General features: G+C 41.1%; 11 protein-coding genes. 5 read left to right on the top strand and 6 right to left on the bottom strand.

What is annotated here, in order from left to right:
• Positions 1 to 12 precede the first annotated feature (12 nt).
• Genes galU through galE form a run of 4 tightly spaced genes read left to right on the top strand, consistent with a single transcriptional unit; the run spans position 13 to position 4,836 of the window.
• Entirely contained in the window at positions 13 to 888 is an 876-nt protein-coding gene (gene galU / locus BEN74_RS10400; RefSeq protein WP_068908892.1) for a UTP--glucose-1-phosphate uridylyltransferase GalU, read from the top strand.
• Positions 889 to 903: 15 nt separating this feature from the next.
• Positions 904 to 2,157: a UDP binding domain-containing protein gene (locus tag BEN74_RS10395; RefSeq protein WP_068908894.1), complete on the top strand. Its 1,254-nt coding sequence runs from the start codon at positions 904 to 906 to the stop codon at positions 2,155 to 2,157.
• On the top strand, positions 2,154 to 3,824 hold the full coding sequence (gene pgi, locus BEN74_RS10390; RefSeq protein ID WP_068908896.1) for a glucose-6-phosphate isomerase: 1,671 nt from the start codon (positions 2,154 to 2,156) through the stop codon (positions 3,822 to 3,824). The genes BEN74_RS10395 and pgi overlap by 4 nt, the downstream gene beginning before the upstream one ends.
• Complete coding sequence (gene galE, locus BEN74_RS10385) at positions 3,817 to 4,836, top strand: UDP-glucose 4-epimerase GalE (RefSeq protein ID WP_068908898.1); 1,020 nt, start codon at positions 3,817 to 3,819, stop codon at positions 4,834 to 4,836. Before pgi ends, galE begins: the two co-directional genes overlap by 8 nt.
• Positions 4,837 to 4,882: 46 nt before the next feature.
• Here galE and BEN74_RS10380 read toward each other — a convergent pair whose 3' ends face one another.
• Together BEN74_RS10380 and BEN74_RS10375 are read right to left on the bottom strand one after the other, a co-directional pair.
• A complete protein-coding gene (locus tag BEN74_RS10380; RefSeq protein WP_068908900.1) occupies positions 4,883 to 6,253 on the bottom strand; it encodes a phosphomannomutase/phosphoglucomutase in 1,371 nt (456 codons plus the stop codon).
• A 226-nt stretch (positions 6,254 to 6,479) separates the two neighbouring features.
• On the bottom strand, positions 6,480 to 6,962 hold the full coding sequence (locus tag BEN74_RS10375) for a hypothetical protein (RefSeq protein ID WP_068908903.1): 483 nt from the start codon (positions 6,960 to 6,962) through the stop codon (positions 6,480 to 6,482).
• 89 nt (positions 6,963 to 7,051) lie between these two features.
• Here BEN74_RS10375 and BEN74_RS10370 point away from each other — a divergent pair, with 89 nt between their 5' ends.
• On the top strand, positions 7,052 to 7,264 hold the full coding sequence (locus tag BEN74_RS10370) for a helix-turn-helix domain-containing protein (protein ID WP_068908905.1): 213 nt from the start codon (positions 7,052 to 7,054) through the stop codon (positions 7,262 to 7,264).
• A gap of 4 nt (positions 7,265 to 7,268) precedes the next feature.
• On the opposite strand, the gene BEN74_RS10365 is transcribed toward BEN74_RS10370, so the two are convergent.
• Genes BEN74_RS10365 through BEN74_RS10350 form a run of 4 tightly spaced genes read right to left on the bottom strand, consistent with a single transcriptional unit; the run spans position 7,269 to position 12,246 of the window.
• Positions 7,269 to 7,916: a hypothetical protein gene (locus tag BEN74_RS10365; RefSeq protein ID WP_068908907.1), complete on the bottom strand. Its 648-nt coding sequence runs from the start codon at positions 7,914 to 7,916 to the stop codon at positions 7,269 to 7,271.
• 1 nt (position 7,917) lies between these two features.
• On the bottom strand, positions 7,918 to 8,604 hold the full coding sequence (locus tag BEN74_RS10360; protein ID WP_068908909.1) for a hypothetical protein: 687 nt from the start codon (positions 8,602 to 8,604) through the stop codon (positions 7,918 to 7,920).
• Positions 8,601 to 10,994, bottom strand: a complete 2,394-nt coding sequence (locus BEN74_RS10355; protein WP_213072359.1) for a sensor histidine kinase — start codon at positions 10,992 to 10,994, stop codon at positions 8,601 to 8,603. Before BEN74_RS10355 ends, BEN74_RS10360 begins: the two co-directional genes overlap by 4 nt.
• A complete protein-coding gene (locus BEN74_RS10350) occupies positions 10,984 to 12,246 on the bottom strand; it encodes a DNA cytosine methyltransferase (RefSeq protein WP_068908913.1) in 1,263 nt (420 codons plus the stop codon). Before BEN74_RS10350 ends, BEN74_RS10355 begins: the two co-directional genes overlap by 11 nt.
• Positions 12,247 to 12,342 lie beyond the last annotated feature (96 nt).

Here is a 12,342-nt window from a genome sequence, read left to right as displayed (position 1 = left end):
GCGGTTAAATTTATGATCAAAAAAGCCATTCTCCCTGTAGCGGGCTTAGGCACGCGTTTCCTGCCGGCCAGCAAGTCTATTCCGAAAGAAATGGTGACGGTGGTTGACCGCCCGGCCATTGAATACGTGGTCAAGGAAGCTGTGGCTGCCGGCATTGAGCAGATCATTCTGGTGACGCACTCATCAAAAGCGTCGATAGAAAACTATTTTGACCGCAATTTTGAGCTGGAAACTTCGCTGGAACATAAAAAGAAATTTGACCTGCTGAAAGAAATTTCCGAAATCCTACCAGCGCATGTCAGCGTGATCAGCGTGCGCCAGCCGCAGCCGCTCGGCTTGGGGCACGCGGTGCTGTGTGCAAAATCCGTGGTCGGCGATGATGATTTTGCGGTGCTGCTGCCGGATGTGCTGGTAAAAGAAAATACTGCTGAAAATGATCTCGCGCGCATGATCCGCCGCTTTGGTGAAGCTAAGGCGGCGCAGATTATGGTGGAGGCTGTGCCTGAGGATTTAGTCGATCAGTATGGTATTGTAGATGTTGCAAGCTCCCCAAATGAGGGTGAAAGCATTGCCATGCAGGGCATTGTTGAAAAGCCTGCAGTGGGCGCAGCGCCATCCAACCTGTCTGTGGTGGGGCGCTACATCCTGCCGGCAAAAATCATGCAGCTGCTGGAAAAAACCCCGAAAGGCGCAGGCAATGAAATTCAGCTGACCGACGCGATTGCGCTGCTGCAGCAGGCTGAAGCGGTTGAAGCCTACCGCATGAAAGGCCAGACTTTTGACTGCGGCAGCAAGCTCGGCTATTTAAAAGCCGTGCTGCATTACGGCGTGAGCCATCCGGTACTGGGCGAAGACTTTAAAACGATGATCCGCGGACTGGAACTGTAGGCGAAGAGATCCATCATGAAAATCGCAATATTTGGAACAACACTTTATGCTGCTGTCATGGCGTCATTGCTTGCGCAATACGGGCATGATGTTTATGTGTGCAATGAGTCCAGCCATAGGCCAGCCTTTGACATCAAAGAGCAGGAGGTAGTGGACGCGCTTGAAAAGCAGTTTAGAAGCGGATTTTTAAAATATTGCAATTTTGAGCAGCTCAGCTTAGAGGTGGATGCCTATATTTTCAGTTTCAACACCGCGCAGGAGCATCTGGCGCGGGGCGCACTGCAGAAGCTGAAGCAGCGCACAATTATTCATCCTAAGCTGATGATCAATGCATCCAGCTTTGGGCTGCATGGAACGCAGGCTTTGAAAGCGCTGCTGCCTCAGGATGACTGGGCGTATTTTCCGGATACTGTTCAGGAAGGGCGAGCATTCCAGAGCATTACAGGCGCGAGCCGGCTTATTCTCGGCTGTGAAGAGGCCCGCGCGCAGCGGCTGATTCAGGAAATGTTGCGGCCGCTGTTTCCGCGCGCGCAGGAATACCTGTTCATGCCTGTGCTGGATGCTGAATTTACCAAATTGAGCATTTCCGGGATGCTGGCGGCGCGCATCAGCTATATGAATGACCTGGCTGTGGTTGCGGAAAAATTAAATATTGATATTGAAAATGTGCGCCAGGGCTTGGCTGCGGACAGCCGGATTGGCGCCGGCTATCTGTATTCGGGCGCCGGCTTTGGCGGGGAAAATTTCTCACAGGATATTTTGACCTTAACCAGCGCTGTGTCAAATACCGGCGTGAAAAGCCAGCTTTTAGCGCAGGTCTGGGACATTAACGAACAGCAGAAGGAATTCCTATTCCGAAAGCTGTGGGCTTATTTCCATGGCAACCTTGCCGGAAAAACGGTCGCCATCTGGGGCGCTGCCTTTAAGGAAAACAGCTCCAGCACGCATTATTCGCCAATTCACACCATGCTGGAAGCACTGTGGGCGCAGGGCGTGACAGTCAAGCTGCATGACCCGCAAGCGCTGGATGAAATCCGTGAACAGTATGCGGAACGCAGTGACCTGATTCTGTGCCAGGATCAGTATCAGGCTGCCGATCAGGCGCATGCGCTTTGCCTATTGACCGCATGGAAACAGTACTGGTCGCCTGATTATGGGCAGCTGAAGCAGCGCATGGAGCATCCGCTGCTTCTGGATGGCCGCAATATTTATGATCCCGGCTATGTCAAGGCGCAGGGTTTTGCCTATATGGGGGTCGGGCGCTCATGATGAATTTACACCTTTTCCCTAAAAAAGACGCAAAATCAGCAAAGTCGCATTTAACGGATTTGAGTGAAAGCGTTGGTCAAAAGCATCTCAATGCGCTGTTTGCGGAAGATCCGCAGCGCTTCGGGCATTTTTCAATTCAGTTTGATGAGATTATTTTTGACTGCAGCAAGCAGCGCATTGATCAATCCGTCATCCGGGCGCTGTTGGACCTGGTCAAGGCGCGCGATCTGGACGCATGGATCAAGCGCTTATTTTCAGAAGAAAAAATCAACTATACTGAGCAGCGCGCCGCCATGCACTGGGCCTTGCGCCTGCCGCAGAACGATGCGCAGCATCCTGAATTAGCCCGGCAGGTGCATGCGCAGTCAGAGCGCATGTATGCCTTGGTGGAAAAAATTCATGCCGGCCAATGCCGCGGCGCGACAGGCGAGGTGATTCAGGATGTGGTGAATATCGGCGTGGGCGGCTCAGACCTTGGCCCGCTGATGGTGAATCATGCGCTGTCTGACTTCAAGGTCAATACGGCTAAACCGCTGAAGGTGCATTTTGTCTCGACGATGGACGGCACCCAGCTTTCAGACCTGCTGCACCAGCTGCGCCCCGAAACCACTTTATTCATTATTTCATCCAAGTCCTTTGGCACCATTGATACGCTGTCGAATGCGCAAACCGCCCGCCTTTGGCTGGAAAAGGCTTTAGGCCAGGAGCCTCAGATTCTGAAGCATCATTTTATCGGCGTGTCGACCAAGCCGGAAAAAATGGCTGCCTGGGGCATTGCGCCGGAAAATCAGTTCCTGCTGTGGGACTGGGTCGGCGGGCGCTATTCGCTGTGGTCCTGCATCGGCCTGCCGATTGCGTTGACGGTTGGCGCTGCCGGCTTTAGGCAGTTTTTGGCGGGGGCGCATGCGCTGGATCAGCATTTCCAGCATGCGCCGCTTGAAAAAAATATTCCGGTATTGATGGGCCTGCTGGGCGCCTGGAATAGCAACTTTCTGGATATCCAGACGCATGCGGTATTGCCCTACGATGGGCGCTTGAAATATTTTGCCTCCTATCTGCAGCAGCTGGAAATGGAGTCCAACGGCAAGTCGATTCAGCGCAGCGGCGAAAAGGCCGCCTGGGATACCTGCCCGATTGTCTGGGGCGAGGTTGGGCCGAATGCGCAGCATGCATTTTACCAGCTGCTGCATCAGGGCACGCATTCGGTCAGCTGCGACTTTATTGCGCCGGTGCAGCGCTATAACAGCCGGCAGTTTACCTATGTGGACAATGCCGATGCATTGGCTGAGCAGCATCATCTGGCGCTGTCAAACTGCTTAGCCCAATCCCGCCTGCTGGCCTTCGGCAATCAGGCTTTAGATCAAAGCGGACTGGAATCTTTGCCGGAATATAAAAAGTATCAAGGCAATCAGCCGAGCACGACAATCCTGCTGCAGGAGCTGAACCCGTACAGCTTAGGCATGCTGATCGCCATGTATGAGCACAAGGTTTTTGTGCAGTCGGTGCTGTGGAATATCAATCCATTTGACCAGTGGGGCGTAGAAAAAGGCAAGGAAATTGCCAATCAGCTTTTGCCGATTTTAAACGGCGCGCAGGCTGATTTATCCAAGCTGGATGCTTCGACTCAAGGCTTAATCCGGATTTTATTAGGAAAAACAGATGGCTAAAATTTTAGTAACGGGTGGCGCCGGCTATATCGGTTCGCATACCTGTGTTGAATTATTGAATTCAGGGCATGAAGTGGTGGTGCTGGATAATTTATCCAACAGTTCAGAAGAGTCTTTGACCCGCGTAAAAGCGCTGACTTCCAAGTATTTGGACTTTGTAGAAGGCGATATTCTGGACCAGCAGATTCTGGATCAGATTTTTGCAGCCCATGCCGTTGATGCGGTGATCCACTTTGCCGGCCTGAAAGCCGTGGGTGAAAGCCAGCAGATTCCGCTGGCGTATTTTGACAATAATATTGCCGGCACCATCAGTCTGGCGAAGGCGATGGAGCGGGCTGGCGTATTCAGGCTGGTCTTCAGCTCATCGGCCACCGTATATGATGAAGCCAATATTTCCCCCCTGAATGAAGGCATGCCGACGGGCATGCCAAGCAATAACTACGGCTATACCAAGCTGATTGCCGAGCAGCTGCTGCAGAAGCTGGCGGCTGCCGATGCGCGCTGGTCCATCGCGCTGCTGCGCTATTTCAACCCGGTCGGCGCGCATAAAAGCGGCTGCATGGGCGAAGACCCGCAGGGCATTCCGAATAACTTAATGCCTTATGTGACTCAGGTGGCGGTCGGCCGCCGGGAAAAACTCGCAATTTTCGGCAATGATTATGATACCCCTGACGGCACAGGCGTGCGGGACTATATCCATGTCGTTGACTTGGCCAATGCGCATTTATGCGCCTTGAATAACCGTCTGAAAAATAGCGGCTGCCGCGCCTGGAATATCGGCACAGGCAAAGGCTCTTCCGTTTTGGAAGTGGTCAAAACCTTTGAGCAGGTTAACGGCATTCCTGTCAGCTATGCGTTTTCGCCGCGCCGCGAAGGCGATGTGGCGACTTCGTTTGCCGACAATGCGCGCGCAGTAGCGGAGCTGGGCTGGCAGCCTAAATACAGTCTGGAAGACATGCTGGCGGACAGCTGGAACTGGCAAAAGCGGAATCCGAATGGATACCGGAAATAAGCTGTAAAAAAGAGCCTTGAATAGGCTCTTTTTAAATTTTACCGGCTCAGCTTTGAATCAGCTGAGTCAACTCGCCAACATAGTCCTGCATCGGCCGAGGATTTTTATCTGCGCGGCTTTCAATATTCAGGCGCAGCAAAGGCTCGGTATTGGAGGCGCGGACATTCAGGCGCCATGCGCCAAAATTCAGGCTGACGCCGTCCGTGGTGTCTATTTCAGGCTGCTGCCCGGAAAAATGCACCAGAATTTTCTGAATGGTCTGCTGCGTGTCCGCCACCTTAAAGTTGATTTCACCTGAGCAGGGGAACTTCTCAATCATATCTTCCACCAGCGCTGACAAAGACTGTCCAGTTTCAGACAAGACTGAAACGGCCAGCAGCCACGGAATCATGCCGCTGTCGCAGTAGGCGAAATCGCGGAAATAGTGGTGCGCGCTCATTTCGCCGCCGTATACCGCATTGTGCTCGCGCATCACATCCTTAATAAAGGCATGGCCGGATTTGGACTGCACCGGAATGCCCTGATATTTTCCGGCAATGTCAAAGGTATTCCAGATCAGGCGCGGATCATGCACAATTTTCTCGCCGGCCTGCTGCAGCAGGAAGGCTTGCGCCAGCAGGCCGACAATGTAGTAGCCTTCAATAAACTGGCCTTTTTCATCAAACAGGAAGCAGCGGTCAAAGTCGCCGTCCCAGGCAATGCCCATATCCGCTTTATGCTCAAGAACCGCATTGCGCGTGCTGGCGCGGTTTTCGACTAAAATCGGGTTGGGAATGCCGTTCGGGAATGTGCCGTCCGCTTCATGATGAATCTTGATGAATTCCACAGGAATATTCAGCGCTTGAAATTTTTCTTCAATGGCGTCAATCACATGCCCGGCAGCGCCGTTACCGGCATTCATCACCAGCTTCAGCGGGCGGATTTTTGCGGGATCAATATAGCCCATCAGGTGTTCAGCAAACTCCGGCAGGATATTGTATTTTTCAGTGGAGCCTTTCAGGGCTGCTTCAGCAAAGCTGCCGGATTCCGCCAGCGCCTGAATCTTCTTCAGGCCGGTGTCGGCGCTGATCGGGCGCGCATTTTCGCGCACCAGCTTCATGCCGTTATAGTCCATAGGGTTGTGGCTGGCGGTAATCTCAATGCCGCCCTGCACGTCTAAATGGAATGCGCCGAAATAAACCTCTTCCGTGCCGGTCATGCCCAAGTCCAGCACATTGACTCCGGCATCATTCAAGCCGCGGATCACCGCCTGCTTTAAGCCTTCGCTGCTGAGGCGCATGTCGCAGCCGACGGCAGCGGTTTTGGGCTGATAAATCTGGCCATAAGCGCGCCCGATTTTATAGGCGATTTCCTCATTCAGTTCTGTGCCGAGCTTGCCCCGGATGTCATAGGCTTTGAAGCAGGTCAGTTGGGTCATCTTTCTTCTCATTCAAAAGCAATTAAAAAAGGCCGGATTGTGTATGAAAGTAATAAAGTTTCATACTAAACCAGCTTTATCTTATTGATATTTATAAACTGTAAATAATTGAAGAAAAAATAAAGTTTCATACTAAGCATCATTTTTTCTTCAATTCCTACTACTAGTTTAGTAATAAAGTTTCATACTAAAATGAAACTTTAGACTCAGTGAATCGGATCTCATATTATATCAATGATGTTAAAAAATCAGTGTAAGCTTTTAGTTTTTCAATATCTTGAAGTAATTGGTTTTTTCTTCTCATAATTTCAATTTTTAGCTCTGGGAAGTCTATAAGGGCTTGTTCAGAGGCTCTTATTTGGTTTTCGTAAATTTTTTGCTTTTCTTTTAATTGTTTAGTCTTGAAACCAAGTTTACCCGCATCATTTTTTAAGGTTTTAATGTCAAATTGCTTTCTAAAAGTATCCATGCTTTTTGTTTCATTAAATGTTGAAAGTCTTGGATTGTCTAAATGAATATTTTTGATCAAGTGACCTTGATGTACAAGTTTTCTAAGAAGTCTATAAAGTTGTTGTTGGTTGATTCGTTGCTTTTCATCTTTTGAAAGATTCAATTTGTTCCAAATTTTGTTTGATGTCCATCCATCAATTTGGCTTTGAGATAGAAGTAAAAGAAAAGATTGAAAGATAGGGGAAGTAATTTGTTTCATAATGGAAAGTTAGAAAACTCAAAAAGAGGATTATAGTCCGTGGATATATAATCCTCAAATAGTGATAGTTCTGTTTTTTAAGCATTTGAATGTTTATGTCAGAACTTACTATTCAATTCGGGCAATTGGTTCGTAAATACAGAAAAGAAAGAAACATGTCACAAGAGCAATTAGCATTGCTTTGTAACATGGATCGGAGTTACTTAGGTAGAATTGAAAGAGGAGAAGTTAATCCTACTTTGGAAAAAATCTATGAATTAGCAGATAAATTAAATGTTAGTTCTAAAAATTTGTTGCCTTGATTTTTCAATCTAATAGTGCTTCTTGAGAAACATAGAAGAAGAGTTCTGCAACTTTCTCATTTTTGTCAACTAGAATAAGTTCATTGGTTTTTTTATGAGTTATGATTTTGAAATAGTTATAAGCCTCATCTAATGAGGTATTATTAGAGATCATATAATTAAGTACAGAACAAAAGATGTCAGCTAAATGAAATTTGAAAATATTAATATCATCTTGATCAAGAGCTAACTTTCTCATAGATGAGTGAGCTACAACTTCTTGTAACTCTGATGGAAGTAGCCCAAAACCTAAACACTTTGAATAGTTTCTTTGGCTTCTTGAACTTTTTAATAGTTTTTCTGAAAAACATGAAATTAAAAATAATTCAATATTTTTAAAGATAGACATTTGAGAAAGCTCAAGTAAAGGCCTCTTCTGAAAGTCAGTGCTCTGACCACCATATAAAATTGAAGTTGTACTGTGCCCAATAAAAATAACTTTAGAATTCTCAGGAATCTTTCTAATTTTTGACACCGAATCTTTATACGAATTTAAATCAGCTTCACAACTAATAAGGACTAATGAACCATTTTCGATATAACTCTTTAATTTTTTTATGATTGGATTCATAAAGTAAATAGTTGGATCATCTGGATAAATGAGATAATACATATTATTTATTTAGCTCTATTATATGTGCATAAGTTAAGTCTACAAAATACTTTTGAAAAGACAGTCCATGGTGAGATTCTTTATTTATTTCCTCAGATATTTCGTATAGAGTTTTATTTTTAAAGTTTGGGTAAATTTTTTGAAACTTTAAATCAGGCATTTCATTCAGGCGCATTTTTAAATGTTCAGACATTGAAAAATTATTGTTAATTTTTTTTACTAAAGCAGAGATATCATCAACAAGATTCTTTCTTTGATAGAAAGCATGAATGTTTAATTTAATTAACTTTATTAGCTCATCATTATGAATAATATGATCTTTAAATTTATTCTCTTCAGAAGAGTAACAAACAAATTTAGCTTTTCTGAAAGGGAACTGATTGGTATTAGCAATGTTAATTAGCCATTGAATAAGCATGTAACCATTTAAAGTATCACTGGAAAAATTAAAATCACACGCAACTACATCATATTTTATTGATTTATGATTTTCAGTAATTTCTTTTTTTATTTTATCAAAATCAATTTCAAAATTACCCGAAGATACTTCAGTCTTAAATTTATGATCTTGAGGATTGAGAACCTGAATATGAATTTGGATACCTTCTCTTCTTAATTTCCGCTCAATACCTTCAATTGATTCAGAAATATTGCCATCATCAAGCATTAATATTTTTCTAAGTATCATTTGAAAACCACCTCAAAACAAGCTCCAGATAATAATTCATTATTACCAACAAATCTAATTTCAGCATTCATTTCTTCGAGTAATTGTCTTGAATAGAATAAGCCAATTCCAGAACCTGAAATTTCCTCGGGAGGGGTATCACGTACTCCCAAATTAAAAATTTCATCAGGTTGATCTATGAATAAATTTGATAAACCTATGCCATTATCAGAAACTAAAATACTTAACTGATCATCAATAATAGATGGCGAAAACTCTATATGTGTAGCTCCCCACTTTATAGAGTTTGATATTATATTGTCCAAGATAATTGATAAATTTAATACACTTAAGCTGCGTATGAAATTTAAACTCTTGTTATATGTAAATTTTAGATTATGATTTCCAAAAGTTTCATTATAAACTTCAAGATACTCATAAATATATTGAGTAATATTAACATTCTTTATATCAATGTCTTTATCAAAATCAGATCTAATAGCAAGTTCAGCCATTTTAAGAGTTTTTAAAGCATAAAGACGTATGTTGTTTAGCTTTTTAATAATTCCATCATTATCAATTTCATTAAACTCAATACTATCGATTAGATTATCAATTCCATTATTTATTTCTGAGTTATTTATTTTAATAGTGTGAATCAATCCATCCGCATCTTTACTAAGTGTCTTTCTAGTAGCAAGAAGATATGCATGTTTTTTCTTTTCAACTTCTAATGTTTTACTAATTTTTTGAGTTTCTTCTCTTGCTTTTTTTACTTCAAAATTAGCTTCATTCACCTTTTTTTGAGTGGCTTGAATAAGAGTTTTTACAATTCCTTTTTCTTTAGGTGATAAATCTTCTAATGATTTATCCTCTGTTTTTTCAATAAAGTCTGCTAAAAATCCAGAATATTTTTCATGATTAATAGATTGAATCTTACTAAGTATCTTACTATCAATTTCAAAATCTAATAAATCAAATATAGAATCTTTAATTTTTAGTACTTCTTTCTTAACAAGATCAATAGATAAATCTTTGGTATAGAAACGGTCTGGATTTTTTAGAACATCATCAGAAGAAACTGATAGTAATTTTCCCCATTTATCTTCTAATCTATTCCAATCTGTACCTTTAACTACAAAACTTTCTAATTGTCTTATAATGGTTGTTACATAACCATACTCATTTTTTCCATTGTCTAACAATGCTTTTTCTTCAGGATCGAAAGCTACTAATTCGAAATATGCATTGTTATGAACTAGGCCTTCACGACTAGTAATAACTGAGAAAGTTTCATCATGGTCTGTAATATCTATTCGTCCAATTAGTTCGCGAGTACCAAAATTTCTTGAAGTACCTTGTGATTTTCTCTGATCTAAACCTAGCCAGTCATTTTTTTCATTGCCATAAGGAGATATTCTAAAATTATTATAGAAAAGAAAAATGGAGCCATAGCTATTTGGCTTTATACCAAAATTCTTTGTAAAATATGATTTAGATAACGAGTCTAAATAGTGGAATTCAACACTAATACCTTTCAATAATTTATATGGATTTTTGGCCTTATATTTAAATACTAATTCTCCCTGAAAATATAAGAAAGTTTCAATATATTGTCCTGTTTTATCTATAAAGGATTTTATATATGTTGTTCTAAAAGCTAATTTTTCTAAAATATTATTATTAATTTTTTTATTTTGTTTTTGAGTGAGCTCTTTATCTTCGAATCGACTATTGGATTTGAAAAAGACTTGAAAATCATCATCTAAAGAGGGTGAAAATTTTTCAATTTCAGCAATTAATTTTTTTAATTTCTGCTCTGGCCAATCACTCCGAAGTTTACTAATAATCAGCACAGTACCATGATAAAATTCTAATTCATTCACTTTTTCAAGAAAATTATTTTTTTCAAGAATTTCTATTTTTAAGGCAATATCAGAAATAATATCTGATTTTCCTTTATTTTCAAAATCCTCCCAATTTATTGATAATCTTAGAAAGTCATCATTTTTTGATTTGGTATAAAGTTCTAAATAGCTTCCTAAGCGATCACAACTAAACCTTCCTACACCTTTATTACCCGCATATTCTTTAAATTTACTATGCTTCTTTTCAGAATATGCAATATTTAGCCATTTGTCTTTTATATCTGTTTTAGTCATGCCATGACCAAAATCTTTTATTATTATTTTCCCTTCAGAAACTAATGGGCTATTTTTACTTGTAATATCATCAAACTCTAGAAATACTTTAGGAGAGTTTGCATCTTTAGAGTTTTTGATTAGTTCTATAATTGCAACATTATCATTGTAAATTAAACCTCTACCAACGATATCTTTAATACCAGCGTTGGCTATAAAATTAACTTTTAATTCATTGTTGTTAAAGTGGAGATTATTTTCATTCTGCATAATGATCTTCTATATCTTTAATTAATAAGCCTAATGCTTCTGCTAAGAATGGAGGTACAGCATTACCAATTTGAGTATAACGTGGACACTCACTAGTTCTACGGTCACCACCAGTAGTATATTTACCTAAGATTTTAAAAGTATCAGGAAATGATTGGATACGAGCCATTTCTCTAACAGTTAGAATTCGTGGTTCACAATAGTGTAATAAATCATCAGGTAACGTAGTTAAGGTTCTCGATGGCTGAGATGCATCTAAAACGGTAATTGCCTGTTTTTTAGTACCAATATGAGCTCTCATTTCATCATTAAGACTCGTGCCTGGTTTACAGATTTTTTGAATTTCTTTAAATTTTTTAATAGTTAATTCTTTATGTCTAGCAAGTCTCAAACTATTAGGTACTAAGTCCTTAATACCTTCACGTATTACATTTTGGTATTCAGTAGGTGTAAGTACGGGTTTATAATCGATTTGTTTGAATCCACTGATTTCATTTCCTGAATGGTATTTAACACCATTATTTTTAACAAGTAAGTCTCCGATTGCTTCTTCAGTCGTTATATGTCGGAAAGGTAAATTTTTCGAATCCAAGAATTTTTTTCTAGATCCAATTAATTGATAAAAGGGGTCAAAATTTTTTTTTGAAGATAACAACTCTTTTTTAATGCCAATCATAATGAATCGAGTTCTTTTTTGTGGAACACCAAAATCAGCACTGCAAACAAAATTATGAAAAACTTTATAGCCTAGTTTCTCCAGCTTAGCTTTTACGATTAGTGAATATGGCTTCTTAATTTTACCATTCTCTTTGTTTTTGAAAGATGAGTTAAATCCTCGCACATTTTCTAACAGCAAATATTTCGGTGATATGACCTTAACCATCTTAATGTATTCTTCAGAAAGTTTGTTTCTAGGGTCATTTTCATTTCTCTGTCCAGCCAAAGAAAATCCCTGACACGGTGGTCCACCAGCGATTAAATCAACTTTACCCTTTAAGCTCTTTAATTTTTCAGAATATGTTGTAATCATATCCTGAATTGTTGTTTCTTTTTGAGGTAGCCAACTCGGCCAATAGAAATGTGAATTTTGACTATCAATTAAATTATGTTTGAAAGTAGCAAAAGCCATAGAGTCTTTTTCGACGGCAAAGATACCTTGCCAACCAGCTTTTCCAAGTCCAAGAGACAATCCACCACAACCCGAGAAGAGATCTATGTATGTTAGTTTTTGATTATTAACATCATTAAGCATTTACAGAAGTTCTCTTGAAGTTTGAGTCATAGATATATTGCCTATTATAAGATTTTACTTGCGAAAAGATATAAGCTACAGCGGGGGAATACTATA

The organism is Acinetobacter sp. WCHAc010034, assembly GCF_001696615.3.
Lineage (GTDB): Bacteria > Pseudomonadota > Gammaproteobacteria > Pseudomonadales > Moraxellaceae > Acinetobacter.
This window is presented reverse-complemented; position numbering and strand designations above follow the sequence as displayed.